This is a genomic window from Pseudoalteromonas prydzensis (assembly GCF_011050055.1).
In the GTDB taxonomy this organism is placed as follows: Bacteria; Pseudomonadota; Gammaproteobacteria; order Enterobacterales; family Alteromonadaceae; genus Pseudoalteromonas; species Pseudoalteromonas prydzensis_A.
Window position 1 is genome coordinate 1 of sequence record NZ_DRGM01000173.1, and the last position, 17,949, is coordinate 17,949.

The following is a 17,949-nucleotide window of genomic DNA, read 5'->3' on the forward strand; positions in this document are numbered from 1 at the left end:
GATTTAAAAAATAAAGTATCAGCCCAAGAATGGCAGTTGCGAGTTGATTTAGCCGCCTGTTATCGGTTGGTTGAGCATTTTCGTTGGGGTGATTTGATTTACACACATTTATCAGCGCGCTTACCGGGTACGGATCATTATTTAGTAAATGCGTTTGGCCTCACATTTGATGAAGTAACTGCATCTAATTTAGTTAAAGTGGATTTAGACGGCAATATTTTAGATGACACACCATTTACGATTAACCCAGCTGGTTTTACGATCCATAGCGCGATTCACGAAGTGCGTGAAGATGCCCATTGTGTGATTCATTTACACACTAAAGAAACCATCGCCGTTGCCACGCAGCAAAATGGTTTGTTACCACTGAGCCAATATTCAATGTTTTCACTGCCGTCATTGTCATATCACGGCTATGAAGGTTTAGCAGTTAATAACGATGAGAAAAAACGCTTGCAAGATGATCTCGCTAATACTAATCATATGTTGTTAGTAAACCATGGTGGTTTAACTGTGGGGCCAACGGTGGGTGATGCGTTTATGCGTTTTTATGATTTACAGCGGGCCTGTGAAATTCAGTTAGCTCTGCAAGCCAGTGGCCAAGCGGTTACAGCAGTGCCGCAAGCGATAATAGATAATATTTATAATCAAGCGAATGTAGTGCACAGTGGCAGCACCGGCGGGCAATTAGCATGGCCTGCAATGCTACGTAAAGCTTATCGACTTGACCCTAATTTTGCAAAATAACCAAGCTCTGGTTAATAAGGAATTTTATGAAAGTTAATCGCGTTGAAGTGTTTGATATCCATTGTCCAGACAGACCAGCTTGGACGCCTGTATTTGTCCGTATTCATACTGACGAAGGTATTAGTGGTGTTGGCGAAGCTGGCCTTGCGTATGATCTAGGCCACAGTGCCGCCGCTGCAATGATCAAAGAAATGGCTGACGCCTTTTTAATTGGTCACGACCCATTTCAAACCGAAAAGTTATGGTCACGTATGCTGCGTGAAAGCTTCTGGGGGCTAGGCGGCGGTCCAGTGGTTTATGCCGCAATGAGCGCGATAGATACTGCTCTGTGGGATATTAAAGGCAAAGCATTGGGTTTACCTGTGTACCAGCTGCTTGGCGGTAAGGTAAACGACAAGCTACGTACTTATGCATCACAATTACAGTTTGACTGGGACACTGAGTTTAAAGCGCTGGTTCACCCACAACAATACGCTGAAGCGGCATTAAAAGCGGTGGCAGAAGGCTACGATGCCGTTAAAGTTGATCCGATCCAGTATGATAAAGATGGCAATACTTATTACGACCGCACAAATATCATTTCCCGCGCTGAAATGAAATTATACCGCGCGCGTATGCAAGCAATTCGTGAGGCGGTGGGTGATGAAGTAGACATCATTTTCGAATGCCACAGCTTACCGGGTGTTACATCTGCAATTCAAATTGGTGAAATTGCCAAAGAGTTCGATTGTATGTTCTATGAAGAGCCAGTGAATTACTTAAATCATTCACTACATGCAAAAGTGGCTGACAAAGTTGCTGTGCCAATTGCTGGTGGCGAGCGCTTATATAATCGCTGGGGAGTTCGCCCTTATTTAGAAGATCAAAGCATTAATGTGCTACAACCTGATATTGGTTTATGTGGTGGCTTTACTGAAACCAAAAAAGTGTGTGATTACGCCGATATTTTTGACGTGCGTATTCAGGCTCATGTCTGTGGTGGCCCAGTGGCAACCGCAGCGTCATTACATTTAGAAACCGCTATTCCAAACTTCTTAATTCATGAGCATCACACTTACGCAATTAAAAAGTGGAACCGAGAGTTATGCTTACAAGATCCACAACCTAAAAATGGTTTCTTTGAAGTGTCTGAAGAGCCAGGGATTGGTATTGAGCTGAACGACGAAGTCGTGATGCGCTCGCAAAGGGTTGAAATAAAATAAGTTACGGCTACGAGCAGCGAGCTAAATTTAGCTCGCTGCTCGTAGCGTTGATTTACTTTGACCTTTGGCAAGCTTAAAGTTATTCCTACGAATTCAACACGTTAAAATTTTCCTAGAACCTAGAACCTAGAACCTAGAACCTATTTATAATTCACCTTACATTTTACATCCGGCAATGGCTCTGTGGCCTTACTGTCTAAATGCCTAACAAAACAAAGATCATTTTTGATCAGCAGCTCATAGCGGTCAGGCATATTAAGTTGTTTGCCCATAATTGGGTTACCAAGTTCATCAGTTTTAGTAACGTTATCGACTACCATTAAACTGCGCTGCATAAATACATCATCAGCGACTGCAATATTCTCAGTACGCATCAGGCGAGCAATACCCTGTGCGATGAGTTCACTTTGTGGTTTGGTTAGTAGTGCATGTTGTAATTTGGGCGTTGCTGTTTCTCCCGTTGTACAGCCATATAGCAGTAATGCCGCTATTATGAATAATACTTTTTTGTTTAGCATTGTAGTGGCCTTAATAGCTTATTGCCTTGGTAATATTTTGTTTTGTTCAGCCAAGGTTGCTGCACGGCTGTCCTGTACGGCTGGTGTGTCGCTAAAGCGAGCGGGTGCAAAGCCTTGTTTACTGGCGATTGAACTGGCTGCCGGGCAACTGCCGTTTGCACGGTAATCCAATGCTGCTTTAAGCATCGCTTCTTCAGGGTCACCTAGCTGGTGGCTAAAGTCGTCTGCTACAGCACAACCCTCTACACGAACAGGTAAACGGGCATTGTCAGTGGTATTTTGTGGTGCAAAGCCATCTGCGTACTCCCCAAAACCTTTGTTGTTTTCACCGGTAAATTGAATACTAAAATACGTGGTATCACAGTTATCTGTCGGGTAAAAACCATAAGGTTTACCACAGGTACCAGAGCCAATTTGAATTACTTCAATATCCGCACCGCGTAGGCCGTTCATAATTGCTTCACTGGCTGAGCAGGTGCTACTAGTGGTTAATAAATAAACGCGTTCTAAGTTAAGACTTGGTAATGGCGTACCCGGCATTAAAGCTGGATTATCAGCAAAACCAACAAATTCATCGGTGAACATCACCGGCTCTAAGCGCTGCCCAGTAACGGGGTTAAAGGTTGGGTGTTGGTCGTTGAAAATGGTTTTTTCAAAAATTTTACCGTTGGTGTTCGCGGAGCCTGCGATCATATAAGCAACTTGACTGGCCATTTGTAAAAAACCGCCGCCGTTGTAGCGAATATCAATGATCAGGTCAGTGACATTACTTGCTTTGAGATTATTAAAGGCATCATAAAGCGGTTTTTCAGCAATTGCATTGTGGCTGTTAAATTGAAAGTAACCCACTGTACCATCGGCGAGTGTTTTCACATTTGTGACAGGCTGTGAAGTGATTGTTTGCGAGTTTAGGGTGACCTCGCGGGTTTCATCGGTATTAATATCTTTGAATACGAAAGTAGTACTTTTACCGGTGCGAGTTGGGTTTAAACCTGCGTTGAGGATATCGACCTCTGTTTGAGTTGTCGCATTAACAAAATCAACGCCGTCTACTTCTAAAATTTCAAAGCCACGAGCAAGATTTTGCGCACTAGCTGGTGAGTTGGGCTCTGTATAGCTGATCACCCCTTGACGTGGTGCCTTCGAGCTTATTATTTTAACTTTAAAACCGTAACCAAAGGTTACCCCAGACTGGCTTTGTGCTTCCCATTCTGCAGTTGGCAGGCTGGAATGAAAGTTATCTTTGTTTGCGCCTGAGTCGGTAATTTGTTCTGTTTTTAGTAATGTAAAGTATTCACTGACAGTTGGTGTTAGCGCTGGATCGCGATCAATAATTTCGTCATACCAAAGGTAGGTTTCGTTACTCCATGAGCGTAGCCAGTGCTTTTCGTTTAATGCTTGGCATTGTTGATAAAAATTACTAGAGGGTTGAAATACACCTTGGGTCCAGTTGATACTGTTACCAGTGTCGCCATCACCATTGCTGTTATTGTTGTCGGTCATTGTACTACCGCCACCACAGCCGCTGAGCAGTGCTAGCAAAGAGCAATTAATAAGCCCTAACGCGAGTTTATTTGTTGATGAAATAGCCATATTGATATTTTGTTTTATACAACATAGCTTAAATATAGCGGGTTTTAATTAAACTTGATAGCAGTGCTGAGCGTTTTTGTAGCTAAGTTGTGACCACATATTGTCACTAGTGCAACGCTTAAAATGGCTTTGCCAACATTGTTGATAACTGGCATTGATTTGGCACACAGGAAAGTTACTGGCAAACATCACCCGTTGTAGACCAAAGTGCTTAATAATAAAATCAAAGCACTGTTGCTGTTGGGTTTGAGTCAGTGCTGGGAGTAGTTCAAATCCTGAAAATTTGATCCTGCAATTGGTTATTTTTGCTAGTTGGCTAATACCTTGTTGCCACTGTGGCAAGTCATTAGGTAAGCCCGCATGGTTTATAACGAGCTGCAAATGTGGGAGCTGTTGGCAATAATTCACCATTTGTTGGGTAATTGCGAGGTTTTCAATTGCAAATTGCGCTTCAAATATCAGTTGCTTACTGGCTAATAGTGCTAAGTTATCCAAGCATCTAGCATGCTTTAAGCGTGCAGCATCAGCGCCTTCGGTGATATCTCTAATGCCTACTAAGCTTGGGTGCGTTAACGCAGTAATGGCAGCATCAAAATCTGCAGGGTGATTATTAATATGGGCAAAGCTGACGGCTTTATAATTTTGCCCCGCTAAATGTTCAGCCAACCAATATAACTCGTTGATTGGCTGTTGGTTATCATAGCCTGCTTCAATATGTACAAGCCCCGCAAGTTCAAACTGAGTTTGTTGCTGTAGTTGAGCTGCGGTGATGGGGGCTTTAATCGTCGCTAAATTTGGCCAAGGCACTGGATTGTTGCCTTGTAGCCAATCATATTGCCCTTGGACTAAATTAAAAAAGTGTACATGAGGGTCTATAATACGTTCACTCATTGCGCAGTGTAGCCACCGTCAATGGTTTGCAAACTGCCGGTGATAAAACTGCCATCATCACTGGCTAAAAAGTTAACTAATGCGGCTACTTCATCAGCTTGGCCGAGTCTACCTAACGGTTGTAAAGCAGCTTCTTCGGCAACGATGGTCGCTTTATCGGCGCCACTGCGAGCACAATATGCGTCGATAGCATTATGAAAAAGCGGGGTTTCTATGGTGCCTGGGCAGACTGCATTAGCGCGAATATTATATTGTGCGTAATCCAGTGCGGTGGTTTTTGCCATTGAGGCTAAGGCATGTTTGGTCAGGTTATAGGCAAATGAATTGCTTTTGCCAATAATAGCTTGATCTGAGGCGATTAAAATAATCGCCCCATTTTGCTGCGCTTTCATGCTCGGTAATACGCTTTGAATTGCCGCGTAAGCCCCTTTTACATTAAGTGCAAACAAACTATCAAAGGTTGCTTCATCGGTATCCTCAATGGTGGCGCTTAAATGCCGACCAGCATTCGAGACCAGTACATCGATGCGTTTTGAATGACTAGCAATGTCTGCAATAAGCTGCTTTACAGCATTGACATTACTGACATCACAGTGGTGCCAAATACCTAAATCGGCAGCTTCAAGATCCAGGTTATGTACTTGATAGCCATTATTTAAAAAACGCTCAACAACAGCACGGCCAATGCCTTTACTGCCGCCTGTTACGATAGCAACCTTTGACATGGTAATTCCTTAGTGGTTGTGGCCACAGCCGCCTTCGCTATGTACATGACCATGAGATAATTCTTCGCTGGTTGCTTCACGTACGCTTAGTACTTGCACATCAAACGTTAGCGTTTTGCCAGCAAATGGGTGGTTTAAATCACAATCAGCATTAAAACGACCTACTTTTACGATCGTTACTTGATGACGACCTTGATTAGAGCTAACCATCGCTGTCATGCCTGGCTTCCACACTTTAGTGTCACCTTGTAGGTGTTTAAGCGGAATACGTTGAATTAGGTCGTCTACTCGCTCACCGTATGACTCGCTTGGCGCTAAAGTTACGCTTAAAGTGTCACCAGCGGCTTTACCTTCAAGGGCTTTTTCAAGGCCTGGCAGCATGCCTTCAAGGCCGTGGATATAAGATAATGGTTCACTACCGATACTTGTTTCTAGTTGCTCGCCTGCTTCACTTAATGTGTAGTGAAATTCAACTGCCGAGTTTTTGCTAATTTGCATGCCGATCTCTTTAATTTAACTAAAATGAAAAGCTAATTTTACGCTAAATACAGATGATGTGAAACTGCTGGTTAGTGTGGTTGTTTTAAGGTTTTTTCAAGTTCAGAAAGTAAACCATCATTGTGTATGTGGGAAACGGTTTTGGTTGCTTGCGGCAAATGTAATACTAGTTGCGTACCCGGCGTTAAAATACTCGAGGCGGTGAGTTTATTCCATTGCGCTAAATCGCTGTGTGGCACATCATATAGCTGGCTAATTCCCCAAATAGTATCGCCAGGTTTTACTCGGTACTGAATCGCAATAGTGGGAATGGCCACTTCGTTTTGTTCAAGGTAAGGGCTGATCCGATAATCAATCATTAATGAATCTGGCATGGTGCGCGGCTGGCCAACCAACAGGGTTTCGCCAATCCCGATTAAGTTGGAATGCTTATTATTGATGGCTTTAAGCTTTTTGACTGATAAGCCAAAGCGACGAGCTATCGAATATAAGGTATCATTTTTTTTCACTGTATATTCGCCAGTAAAATTATTCTTAAAAAATTGGCTGCTTAATAAGCTTTGCTGCTGTAGTGGCAGCAGTAAAGTGTGCGGACCATTGGGGGAGCTTTGATTTTTTAAATAGCCAGGGTTGAGTTTATGCAGCTGGCTGCGACCAATGCCTGATAAGTTAGCGATCACTGAAAAGTCAAATTGTTGGCCAACATTAAGCTCAGTGGTTAGTGCTTTATTCGCTAATTTGGGGCGGATCAATCCGTGTTTTGGGTGTTGCACTAAGTAGCTAAGTGCCATTAGTTTTGGCACATATTCAGAGGTTTCTTTGGGTAATTTTAACGACCAGTAATCGGTGCTTTTGCCGCGTTTTTTGTTTTCGGCAATGGCGCGTTTTACGCGTCCTTCGCCACTATTATAGGCCGCTAATGCATGCAACCAATTACCATCAAAACGTTTATGTAAGTATTCTAAATAGGCTAGTGCAGCATCAGTTGATGCTAATACATCTTTGCGCCCGTCATACCACTGATCTGATTTAATACCAAAGTGATGGGCTGTTGCTCCGACTAGTTGCCATACGCCAACCGCTTGTTCTGATGAGCTAATAGTTGGCCGAAAATCGCTTTCCACAAAGGGCAGCAAAGCTAATTCCATCGGTAACTTACGTTGCTCAATTTTACTGACAATATGATAAAGATAAGGGGCGGCACGAGCACTGACAATCTGCAAGTAGTTAGGTTGTTTGCTATACCACGCAATGCGCTTATTGAGGGCTTTATTTAGATATACCTCGATGGTTAAGTTATTAGCAATGTGTTGCCATAAATCGTGGCTGCGATTATTTGCTTGAGATTGCTTGGTTGCTTGCTGCGATGGAGCTGTTAATTGGATTTTTTGTTTATTCTGCTCGCTGTCAGTCAGTGGTGGCGGGGTATTCGCTGTTGCTTTAAAGTGATTAAAAATAATCGGAGCTTGCGGCGTATCACTTGGCTGTAACGGTTGCTCAGTACTCTGGCAACCAGAGAGCAAAACTAACATCACTAATAGGGCTAAGAGATAACTGCGCATAAAAATCACTAAATTAATATCCTTGTAAAAGTCTAGCACATCCAGGTGCAGCCGCTATTTTGACTGTTTCGCTCGTTTAAGTCCAGCCTGCAAGAACAGTGGGTAAGCTTTTTGGGTGATCTCGTCGATTTGATAATCCTTAGCGAACTGCGGATTAAAGCTTTGTTCTAATTGCAATAAATCTTGTTGCGGGTGGGCTGCCACATGAGCCTGAATAGCCTGTAAAAAACGTAAGGGTTGACGTAAATCATCGGCTTTAAGGGCGCCTCCGTGGCCGGGAAGAATCACCTTAATACGCTTATCATGGTGCAATTGAGAGAGTACTTTTAACCAATTAGCAAAATTACCATGGCCAGGGTATGGCAGCCAGTCAACGATATCCGCAGCAACCAAAATACCATTGTTTTCGGCGCTGAGAGTCAAATCAGCATGAGTATGGGCTTGATAGGCGTTAATAGTCACGGGGTAATTACCAAGTTCCAGCGTTAGTGGTTCCGCGACTTGTATGTTAGGTGCTTGAAGTTGGTATTGGCGCCAACGCAGTAATCGTTGTGTTGCTAAGTTGAGTTTGTCGCGCCATTGTTGCTGTTGCGCTGCTGGTTGTTCTGATACGCGCTGCAAGCTCAGTTCAATGCTTTTTTCATAATTATCAAGTTTATCGGTATAGGTTTTTTGCAATGTCTTAAACTCAGCAGCAAGCTGTTGATGGACAATTAATTGAGCATTGGGGAAATGATGCTGCAAAATAGCCATGCCCAGTAAATGGTCATCATGAAAGTGACTGGCAACTAAGTAACACAAGGGGGTTTTTAAGGTGCTTTTTAGTTGCGTAACGGTGGCTTCAACAGCGGCAAAGTCGCCACTGGCATCAAACATTAACGCGCATTTATCACCTTGAATAAGCACTTGGTTTGAGTCATAAAAGCGTAAAGCGCTCGATTGCTCTAAAAATTGTACGTTAGCGGAGATAGTGTGCCATTGTGTTGCGGTAGCGGTGTTGGCTGCAAAAGCAAGATAACTTAGCAGTAAAAACGCAATTAACTTCACGGGAGTATAAAAATAGTGGGTCATAGTGACAGAGCCTGAGTCGCCAACAATAAAATAGGCAAGTTAGCTGATTTTGTTTGTAATTGATACTGGAATTAACGAGATAATAAAAAAGCGCACTGTGCGCTTTTTTATTTAGTTGCTGATTGTCCTAAGTAAGCACTTAGTTTATCAATGAGCTGATCTTGTTGTTGTTGTTCAACGTTTTGCTGCGTTTTTGCTTCAAGTAACTCGTGGCTAATATTCAAGGCGGCCATTAATAAGGCTTTTTGATCATTGCGTACTGTTGAGCGTTGCTTCATTTGTTCAACCAAGTCATTTAAGTATTTGGCCGATGCAATGAGGGCATCTTCTTGTCCAGCAGGGCAAGCAAATTGCTGCTCTTTACCAAGCAACTCAACGGTGACTCGCTGGTTTTGCAGCTCAGACATTAGCTAGCCTGTTGGACGCTTTGTAGCTTCTCGAGTAAACCAGTTAAAGTTGTACTGGTGTCTTTTTGTTTTTCTTCACTTTCAAGCACTTCAAGTTGAAGAATTTCATTTTCATCGATTAGCTTACTATTTTTATCTTTAAGCTCGTTAACCTGAGCTTGTAGTTGGGAATTTTGACCAATTAATTGGTCGATCAATTGTTCTAGTTGAGAAAGGGTATCGTTATTCATTAAGGCGCTCATAAAACTGTGATTATTGTCATGCAAATGTAAAGCAAAGTTGCTTTATATGCCAGCATTTACGTGTGTTTTAGCTGATTTTTATTTAATGTTAATGAGCTGTTCAGGCTAGCGGCTTATTTGTTCATAAGTGATTCACTTAATGACCAGCAATTTATGACCCTGCGGGTTTTATGTTGTAGAATATAGCCAACTTCAATGGGTTTATTTAAATAAACCATTTATAGCGAAATAACATTATGCTTAGTTATAGACACTCATTTCATGCTGGCAACCCAGCTGATGTGGTTAAACATTTGGTACTAGCTCAGGTATTAAGTTACCAGACACTCAAAGATAAGCCATTGGACTATATCGACACTCATTCAGGGGCTGGCTTTTTCGAATTAGCAGGCGCAGATGCGCAAAAGACCCAAGAATATCTTGATGGTATTGCTAAGCTTTATCAACATAACAGCGAACATCAAGAGCTAAATGATTATATCGAGTTGATCAAATCATTTAATGACACTGAGCAGCTAGCTTTTTATCCAGGTTCACCAAAAATTGCCGAGCATTTTTTACGTCGCCAAGACAAGGGCTGGTTTTTTGAATTGCACCCGCGAGATTTAGCATTACTGCAAGAAAATATGAGCGGTAAACGTTCAATACGAGTACGTGGTGAGAATGGCTTTGCGGGTCTAGTGGGGTTATTACCACCGGCTTCGCGCAGAGCATGTGTACTCATTGACCCTCCTTATGAAATTAAAGACGACTACGATACCGTTGTTAAAACCCTCACCAAGGCTTATCAGCGTTTTTCTACCGGCACTTATATGATTTGGTACCCAGTGGTTGATAGAGAGCGAATTGAGCGGATGGAACAGGGGTTAATAGCCTCAGGCATGCGTAATATACAATTATTTGAACTGGCAACGGAGGCGGATACTGAGGTGCACGGTATGACCGCATCGGGAATGATCGTAATTAACCCGCCGTGGAAGCTTAAACAAACCATGGATAAAATATTACCTGAACTGGTAAGTCTGTTAAGTGACTCGTCTGGTTTTTACCGTAGCGAACAATTGGTCGAAGAATAAACTAAAACGCCCAGCAGAGCTGGGCGTTTTATTAATAGCTAAGCGCTTTATTTAAAAGTAAGTTGCTTTAAAAGTAGCAAGCTCTTTTCCTTGTTGATCTTTCAAGCTGAGAGATTCACCCTTAATTTCCCATTGCGCAGTATTTTGTAACACTGCTGACATCGCCGCTTCTTGTTCCATACCTTTAAAGCACATTTTCTTTGTGCTGGCTTGCGGGCTAAATTTCAGTGTTTGCTGCTCTACTTGATAGCTACCAGTAAAGTTATTACAACCTAAAAAGCCATGGCTTTTGTTATCGGCGCTAAATTGAATAAAGGGTTCTTTTGTGTCAACCGTGACTTTTTCGCCATTTAAGGTAATTGCTTTGAAATAGGTATTTACTAAATCGACATTAGGCTTTTGCGGCGCAACTTTAGACACGATTACTTCATAAGGTGCAGCTTGTTGTGATTGCTCAAATGGATTGTTATGTGTAGTGCTTACGTATAATAGTTGGTCTTGATTGGTGATCCGTGCCATCACACTGTAGCGGTGGCGCTGATCCATTTTACTTTTATCATAGCTAAGCTCTACCGTATAAGGTGGTGCGCCATTGATATCAATTGTTTGTTGACTAATTATTTCTGCTTCAGTATCCATTTTTGACACGTCAGCTAAAGTCACAGTGAGTTGTGAACCTGGACGTAGCATGCTGCGATCAAGGTAGCTAACTTGTGTGGTTAAAGTGGCCATAGCTGCATCTTCAATAGTTTGTTTGATTGGTTCAGGTTGGTTTTGACATCCTGAAAGCACAACAGCACTGCTGGCTAATAGACTAATACCAACAATCGATTTTAACATTGCATTTGGTTTATGTAATAGCATGGCTTATTCCTTGATCAGAATTGAATCGGTGGATGTTTGAACTGTGCTAAGTGTACAGCGTATTTACTTAATCACAGCTTAATTGTATTAGCTGTTATTTAAGCACAAAAAAAGGCGCATCAATGCACCTTTTGTAAAGCAAATATGCGGTTATTTTTTTACAAACTTTGTTAAAATAACAATACGCTGGCCGTCAACACGTCCTTCTATATGTTCAGGATTACTGGTTAAGCCAATGTTACGAACAGCAGTACCACGTTTCGCGGTTAAGCTACTACCTTTAACATCTAAATCTTTAATCAGTGTGACTGTATCGCCGGCTTGCAGTACAACGCCATTGCTATCAACATGTTTAATGTCATCATTTTCGGCAAGTACTTTTTTAGCCCATGCTAGCGTATCTTCTTCAAGGTAGATCATATCTAGCGCATCTTGTGCCCAACCATTGTCAGCAGCTAAACGGGTTAGCATTCGATAAGCAACCACTTGCACCGCAGGTGTTTGGCTCCACATGCTGTCGTTTAAGCAATGCCAATGAATTGGGGTAATATCAGTGCTGTTTTCAACTTGGTCTTTACAGGTTTGGCAGGTATAAATGCATTTATCTGAATGAGCTTCAGTGACAGGTGGCACCTCGTATACAGAAAGATTTTCAGTCGCAGCGCATAACTCACATTGGTTATTGCTGCGTTCAACTAAGGCTTGTTCTATGCTCATATCGGGCTCTTTTTGGGAGGTTAACTCAAAGGTAAGCCGTTATTATACTCAATTGTAGAGCAAATTAGAACATATCCATCATTTATGTGTGGGTATAGTGGTTGTTTTAGGTTAAGGTGATTTTGCTGACATATAGCCGAATGAGCTTGATTGCTTGATGGTTAAGTTTAGGTAAGCTGAAAAAACTTTACTATACTGAGTCGATAAAACAACAACAATTTAGCTGGCATGAGTCGCTAGAATTATTAGCAGGAAATAATATGCTGAATACGCAGATAATAGCGAATGCACCAAACCTTGTTACCCAATATATAGCAAGGCAGCCCATTTTTAATGCTGACACAGGCATTTATGCGTACGAATTACTTTATCGAGATTCGAGTAATAACGCATTCCCTGTTGGCACAACGGATGGTCAAGCGACTGGGCGGTTGTTTTTTAACGCTTTAATGCTTATTGGCATAAGTAAACTTACTGCGAACCAACGCGCTTTTATAAACCTTTCTTCAGATGCTCTGTTAGACGATTTCCCTAAATTATTGCAACCAGATAGCGCGGTAATAGAAATTGTTGAACGAGCCGGCAACATCGATAAAGTGACCAATCGAGTTACGGCTCTAAAAAAAGATGGCTATACTTTTGCTCTCGATGATTATGATGGAGACGATAAATGGGAGCCATTATTACATTTAGTTGACTATATAAAGCTTGAAGTTGAAGCGCCCATCATTAAAACCAATATGCTGTTAAAAAAGCTAAAACGTCGTTTTCCTGATGTAAAAATCATAGTTGAGCGTATTGAAACCCATGAACAATTTATGATTTTAAAAAACGCTGGGTGTGATTACTTTCAAGGCTTCTTTTTCGCGCGTCCAGAAATGCTCACTTACCATAATGTTGAGCCATCTAAATTTGCTGTGTTTGATTTACTGCGTTGTACGTCGCGCCAAGATCTTAACTTTGACGAAGTGCATCAGCGGGTTGCTAAAGATGTTGGTTTAACTGCTCGTATTCTTAAATTAGTGAATGCGCGCTCTAGTAATCAAAATTTAGTGATCACCTCTATTTCACAAGCGGTTATTTATTTAGGTGAAGACGCAATTCGCCAGTTTGTGCGAGTGCTCGCGCTAAGTGAATTAGGGGTTGATAAACCCAGTGAGTTAACTAAATTGGGTTTAATCCGGGCACAATTTATGTTGCTTATACTAGAGCCCGGCGGTAAAGAAATGGCTGAGCGAGGTTACTTAGTTGGTTTAATGTCAGTGCTCGATGCCATTTTAAATATGGAACTCGATGTTATCGCAAAAGAGTTTTGTTTAGGGGATGATTTATCCAGCGCACTGCTTAGTTTTAATGGCATGCTAGGTACTACGTTACAACTAGCTCGTGCAGTGGAGGATGATAACTGGCCATTCGCGGTTAAATTATTGGAAACTATTCGTCCTGCATCTGAAATTGATATTGTCTATAACGCTATGTTTGCAGCGCGTCAGTATGGGGATGAGGTTTTAGCCTCAATTATTGAACAAGCGTAACGGCTTGAGTATGATGCGCCATCAGCCATATTATTTTAAAGATTTATTATGCGTTTAGTACTGCCCATCATCACGATTTTAATTGCGCTAGCACTATTGTTGCCAGGCGTTACTCAGCCTGTGTTGACTCTGGAAGGTAAAATAGATAAATCAAAACTAGCACAAACTGGCATTGCAATGCTGGCTGATGGGGGCGACCGCAATACCCGTAATATGCTTATGATGGCTTCTAGCATGTTAGGCTTTGATAAGCTTGAAGGTGAAATTAGTGCCTACCAAAAAACACGCAGTATTTGGGGCACGGTTAATGAACTGGCCAATAACAAAAACTACTTAGTGGCAGCGTTGGTGGCATTGTTTTCAATTGTGATCCCAACCTTAAAATTATTGATGCAATTGCTCTATATTTTTTTACCAGTGAATAAATTTAAGCGCATGCTCGGTCAATTAATACAAGGCTTAAGTAAGTGGAGCATGGTTGATGTATTTGTGATTGCCTTGATAGTGGCATATCTTGCCGGTAACGCCGATGGCCAAATGGGTGAACTGATCAACATGCACGCCGAACTTGGCAACGGTTTTTGGTATTTCACCGGCTATTGTTTATTTGCCATCGCTGCAAGCAGCTTAATAAAAACAGATATAAAAAGTAGTTAAACGTTTGTGTTAACCAATTAGTTGTCATAAACTTCCCTAGAACCTAGAACCTAGAACCTAGAACCTAGAACCTAGAACCTAGAACCTAGAACCTAGAACCTAGAACCTAGAACCTAATTTATAAAAGGCATTTTTTTGCAACGTATTTACCTTAGTTTATTGACCGTCATGTTGTTACTCACCTTAGTGGGTCAAGCTGTCGCGTCTGTAACTATGTCGTGTGAAATGCCTCATATGAGCCAATCTCAGTCACAAGCAACTGACATCGATGATATGCATCATGGCATGTCGGCAGGTATGATGAGCATGGATTGTTGCGATGATGATGCAACAAACAACCAAGAATGCGCTTGCCCAATGAGCGCCTGTAGTACTCACTCTATGCTGAGTATGAGTAGCTTATTTACCGCCGTGCTACTCAGTGCTGAAAAAGTACAACTCTATACCCCGCAAAACCAACACTATATAGCCAGCTCGCTATATCGCCCTCCTATGTCTGCCTAATTGCAGCATAGGTGTGTCTGAAATTTACTAAACCTTATTAAAAGCGCCTATTGCTGCCTCTAAATTAATCATTTTTTAATTTTTAGTGGAGTAAGTGATGAATCACTTCGCAGTACTTAAAAGCAGTTTTTTAGCGCTGATGCTAACAACGGCAAGCTCAGTATACAGTAACGAACTGAGTCTAGAACAAGCGCTTAACTATGCCCTTGACAACGAACCTTGGCTGACGGCTAATAAATACCAACAAGCCGCTGTGCAAGCACAAAGCTTGGCCGCAGGTACTTTGCCGGATCCAGTATTAACTTTGGGCTTAATGAATTTACCTACCGACGGTTTTGCTTTTGACCAAGAAGGCATGACCCAATTAAAAGTTGGCGTGAGCCAAATGTTTAGCCGTGGCGATAGCCTTGAACTCAAACAGCAGGCTTTAGCTCAGTCAGCGCAGCAATATCCCTGGCTAAGAGCTGACAGACTCGCTCAAGTTAAAACCATTGTTATTGAATCTTGGCTCAATGCGTATCGCGCCCAGCAGAGTATTGCGTTAATTGAGCAAGATAAAGGCTTGTTCACACAATTAATCGACATTACTGAGTCGAGTTATGCCAGCTCAGTAGGTAAAACCCGCCAACAAGATATTATTCGTGCCCAGTTAGAGTTAACCCGCCTTGAAGATAAATTAGTGATGTTAGAGCAGCAGTTTGAAAGTGCCAAAAAGCGGATGGCACAATGGCTACCGATGAGTATGTTAACTCAACCTGTCAGCGCTAAACGGCATGATGTAGCGCCTTTAGTTGATTTTGCACAGCTTGAATTTGCACAGTTGATGCCATTATTAATGGCACACCCGGCGATTGTTGCTATCGATAAAACGGTGGCTGCCAAACAAATCGAAGTTGCCGTGGCTGAGCAAGGCTATAAACCGCAGCTTGGCGTGAATATGGGCTATGGCTATCGTGATGATACGCCAATGGGGGATTCCCGAGCGGATCTGTTTTCGGTTGGCATCAGCATCGATTTACCGCTGTTTACCGATAATCGTCAAGATCAACAGGTTAATGCAGCCATTGCCATGGCCGAATCAGTGAAAACTGAGAAGTTGATCGCATTACAAAAGCTAAAAGGCATGTACTTCAAAGAGTTTAGCCAGCTTGCACGGCTACAACAGCGTGACGCACTTTATCAAACTAAGTTATTGCCACAAATGGCTGAGCAAGCACAAGCCACGTTAAATGCTTATACCCGTGATGATGGTAACTTTTCAGAAGTAATGCGTGCGCGTATCAGCGAACTTAACGCCAAAATTGATGCGTTAAATATAGAGATTGATCAGCAAATTATTATTGCTCGCTTGAATTATTACGCTAGCAGCAAAGATGCTGCTGTGATGGCTGAGCTATTAGCAGGAGAGCACAATGAACACTAATTTAAAATTGCTTATCGCAGCATTAGTAGGCGCAGGAATTGCGGCAACTGGCTTTACTTTAATGAATGAACCAGCTGAATCGGTACATGCTAGTACAGAGCAAAAGCCACTGTACTGGGTTGCGCCTATGGATAGTAATTATCGTCGCGATGAACCAGGGCTTTCACCAATGGGCATGGATTTAGTGCCTGTGTATGCTGAAGGAGCTGAGCACAATCAAGATGGCCCCGGTGCGGTTACAATCTCCCCTGCAGTTGTTAATAACTTAGGGGTTAGAACGGCTAAAGTACAGCTCAAAGCACTGCAAAGTGAAGTAAAAACCGTTGGCTACGTGCAATATAATCAAGATCAGTTAGTGCACATACACCCGCGTGTAGAAGGCTGGATAGAAACGCTGTACGTTAAAGCCGCTGGAGATCAGGTAAAACAAGGGGAACCGCTGTATACCTTATATTCACCGCAACTGGTAAATGCTCAAGAAGAATTTGTCCTGGCTGTAAACCGTAATAATACCGTGCTTATTCGTGCGGCAAAAGCGCGCTTAAAAGCACTGAATGTGTCGGATGGTTTTGTCGAGCGCTTACAAGCTAATAAAAAGGTGATGCAAAATATTACCTTCTACGCGCGCCAAAGTGGAGTGGTTGATGAGCTTAATGTGCGCGAAGGTTTTTATGTCAAACCGGGCACCTCGATGATGAGTATCGCTCAATTGGATGAAGTGTGGGTAGAAGCCGAAGTGTTTGAACGCCAAGTCGAACTTATTAAAGTGGGCTTACCAGTTACCATGACGCTTGATTACATTACCGGACAAAGCTGGCGCGGTAAGGTTGATTATATTTACCCAACACTGGATGCCAAAAACCGTACTTTGCGGGTGCGTTTACGCTTTAATAACCAAGATCACCAGCTAAAACCGAATATGTTCGCACAAGTGAGCATTCATGCCAAAGCAGCTGAGCAACAACTTATAGTACCTAAAGAAGCAGTGATCCGTACAGGCAGCCAAGATCGCGTTGTTATTGCTTTAGGCGAAGGGCGCTTTAAATCGGTGGCAGTCGAGCTTGGCCGTAGCGATAGTCATGATGCGGTTATTTTAGCGGGCGTTAAAGCCGATGATGAAGTGGTAACGTCAGCACAATTCTTATTGGATTCTGAATCCAGCAAAAGCTCTGATTTTAAGCGCATGCAAACACCAGCAGCGGTCACTAGTGTGTGGGGCAAAGGGGTGGTTAATAGTGTAATGGCAGATCAGCGTAAGGTGAATATCAACCACGACCCTATTGAAGAGCTGGATTGGCCCAGCATGACCATGGACTTTACGGTTGCCGAGAGCGTTGATTTTAAAGCGCTACAAGCCGAGCAAACACTGCATTTTGAGCTAACTAAAAATGCTGATGGCAGTTACACGATAAGCGCTATTCATATAATGGATTCCACCCATATGATGAATGAAGCTGACAACATGGCGACCGTAATAGGCACTATTAACAGTATTGATAAAGCCCAGCGCACAGCCAATATTAGTCGTGGTGCAATTGAAAAATGGAATCGAGATCCGGCCACTATGGACTTTATGTTTGCTGAACATATTGATTTAAACCCTCTTGCGGCGCAGCAACAGCTGACATTTACCTTTAGTGTGCAACACGGTGAATTCGTGATCCAGCGTATTGATGCTGCATCAAGCATGCAATCACACAGTGGTCACTAGGGGGCA

At 42.4% G+C, this 17,949-nt stretch carries 19 protein-coding genes; 8 read left to right on the forward strand and 11 right to left on the reverse strand.

Annotated elements, in window-relative coordinates:
- The coding region (locus ENH88_RS16840; RefSeq protein WP_304183974.1) for a class II aldolase/adducin family protein at positions 1–747 on the forward strand (747 nt) is incomplete at its 5' end.
- A 26-nt stretch (positions 748–773) separates the two neighbouring features.
- Entirely contained in the window at positions 774–1,949 is a 1,176-nt protein-coding gene (locus ENH88_RS16845) for a mandelate racemase/muconate lactonizing enzyme family protein (RefSeq protein WP_304183975.1), read from the forward strand.
- A 140-nt stretch (positions 1,950–2,089) separates the two neighbouring features.
- On the opposite strand, the gene ENH88_RS16850 is transcribed toward ENH88_RS16845, so the two are convergent.
- The 9 genes from ENH88_RS16850 to zapB all read right to left on the reverse strand — a co-directional run bounded on the left by ENH88_RS16850 (position 2,090) and on the right by zapB (position 9,444).
- Positions 2,090–2,467 (reverse strand): hypothetical protein, encoded by a 378-nt coding sequence (locus ENH88_RS16850; RefSeq protein WP_304183977.1) that lies wholly within the window; start codon positions 2,465–2,467, stop codon positions 2,090–2,092.
- A gap of 18 nt (positions 2,468–2,485) precedes the next feature.
- Positions 2,486–4,060 (reverse strand): S41 family peptidase, encoded by a 1,575-nt coding sequence (locus tag ENH88_RS16855; RefSeq protein ID WP_304183978.1) that lies wholly within the window; start codon positions 4,058–4,060, stop codon positions 2,486–2,488.
- A 48-nt stretch (positions 4,061–4,108) separates the two neighbouring features.
- Positions 4,109–4,951, reverse strand: a complete 843-nt coding sequence (locus tag ENH88_RS16860) for an amidohydrolase family protein (RefSeq protein WP_304183980.1) — start codon at positions 4,949–4,951, stop codon at positions 4,109–4,111.
- Positions 4,948–5,676, reverse strand: a complete 729-nt coding sequence (locus tag ENH88_RS16865; protein WP_304183983.1) for an SDR family NAD(P)-dependent oxidoreductase — start codon at positions 5,674–5,676, stop codon at positions 4,948–4,950. The genes ENH88_RS16860 and ENH88_RS16865 overlap by 4 nt, the downstream gene beginning before the upstream one ends.
- A 9-nt stretch (positions 5,677–5,685) precedes the next feature.
- Entirely contained in the window at positions 5,686–6,174 is a 489-nt protein-coding gene (locus ENH88_RS16870) for an FKBP-type peptidyl-prolyl cis-trans isomerase (RefSeq protein ID WP_304183984.1), read from the reverse strand.
- Between the two features lie 71 nt (positions 6,175–6,245).
- The gene (locus tag ENH88_RS16875) at positions 6,246–7,736 is read right to left on the reverse strand and encodes a LysM peptidoglycan-binding domain-containing protein (RefSeq protein ID WP_304183986.1); all 1,491 of its coding nucleotides are present in this window, start codon (positions 7,734–7,736) and stop codon (positions 6,246–6,248) included.
- Positions 7,737–7,790: 54 nt separating this feature from the next.
- Positions 7,791–8,807, reverse strand: coding sequence for an MBL fold metallo-hydrolase (locus ENH88_RS16880; RefSeq protein ID WP_304183989.1), 1,017 nt, complete (start codon positions 8,805–8,807; stop codon positions 7,791–7,793).
- Positions 8,808–8,914: 107 nt separating this feature from the next.
- Entirely contained in the window at positions 8,915–9,214 is a 300-nt protein-coding gene (locus ENH88_RS16885; RefSeq protein WP_304183990.1) for a cell division protein ZapA, read from the reverse strand.
- Complete coding sequence (gene zapB, locus ENH88_RS16890) at positions 9,214–9,444, reverse strand: cell division protein ZapB (protein WP_304183991.1); 231 nt, start codon at positions 9,442–9,444, stop codon at positions 9,214–9,216. Before zapB ends, ENH88_RS16885 begins: the two co-directional genes overlap by 1 nt.
- A 248-nt stretch (positions 9,445–9,692) precedes the next feature.
- On the opposite strand from zapB, the gene ENH88_RS16895 reads away from it, so the two are divergent.
- Positions 9,693–10,532 (forward strand): 23S rRNA (adenine(2030)-N(6))-methyltransferase RlmJ, encoded by an 840-nt coding sequence (locus ENH88_RS16895; RefSeq protein ID WP_304183994.1) that lies wholly within the window; start codon positions 9,693–9,695, stop codon positions 10,530–10,532.
- 51 nt (positions 10,533–10,583) lie between these two features.
- On the opposite strand, the gene ENH88_RS16900 is transcribed toward ENH88_RS16895, so the two are convergent.
- The gene (locus ENH88_RS16900; RefSeq protein WP_304183996.1) at positions 10,584–11,396 is read right to left on the reverse strand and encodes an META domain-containing protein; all 813 of its coding nucleotides are present in this window, start codon (positions 11,394–11,396) and stop codon (positions 10,584–10,586) included.
- Between the two features lie 150 nt (positions 11,397–11,546).
- Complete coding sequence (locus ENH88_RS16905; protein ID WP_304183997.1) at positions 11,547–12,113, reverse strand: PhnA domain-containing protein; 567 nt, start codon at positions 12,111–12,113, stop codon at positions 11,547–11,549.
- Positions 12,114–12,373: 260 nt separating this feature from the next.
- Here ENH88_RS16905 and ENH88_RS16910 point away from each other — a divergent pair, with 260 nt between their 5' ends.
- The 5 genes from ENH88_RS16910 to ENH88_RS16930 all read left to right on the forward strand — a co-directional run bounded on the left by ENH88_RS16910 (position 12,374) and on the right by ENH88_RS16930 (position 17,943).
- Positions 12,374–13,648: an EAL and HDOD domain-containing protein gene (locus tag ENH88_RS16910; protein WP_304183998.1), complete on the forward strand. Its 1,275-nt coding sequence runs from the start codon at positions 12,374–12,376 to the stop codon at positions 13,646–13,648.
- Positions 13,649–13,696: 48 nt separating this feature from the next.
- Positions 13,697–14,305, forward strand: a complete 609-nt coding sequence (locus ENH88_RS16915) for a paraquat-inducible protein A (protein WP_304184000.1) — start codon at positions 13,697–13,699, stop codon at positions 14,303–14,305.
- A 135-nt stretch (positions 14,306–14,440) separates the two neighbouring features.
- Positions 14,441–14,809: a hypothetical protein gene (locus tag ENH88_RS16920; RefSeq protein WP_304184001.1), complete on the forward strand. Its 369-nt coding sequence runs from the start codon at positions 14,441–14,443 to the stop codon at positions 14,807–14,809.
- A gap of 97 nt (positions 14,810–14,906) precedes the next feature.
- The gene (locus ENH88_RS16925; RefSeq protein ID WP_304184004.1) at positions 14,907–16,232 is read left to right on the forward strand and encodes a TolC family protein; all 1,326 of its coding nucleotides are present in this window, start codon (positions 14,907–14,909) and stop codon (positions 16,230–16,232) included.
- Positions 16,222–17,943: an efflux RND transporter periplasmic adaptor subunit gene (locus ENH88_RS16930; RefSeq protein ID WP_304184006.1), complete on the forward strand. Its 1,722-nt coding sequence runs from the start codon at positions 16,222–16,224 to the stop codon at positions 17,941–17,943. The genes ENH88_RS16925 and ENH88_RS16930 overlap by 11 nt, the downstream gene beginning before the upstream one ends.
- Positions 17,944–17,949 lie beyond the last annotated feature (6 nt).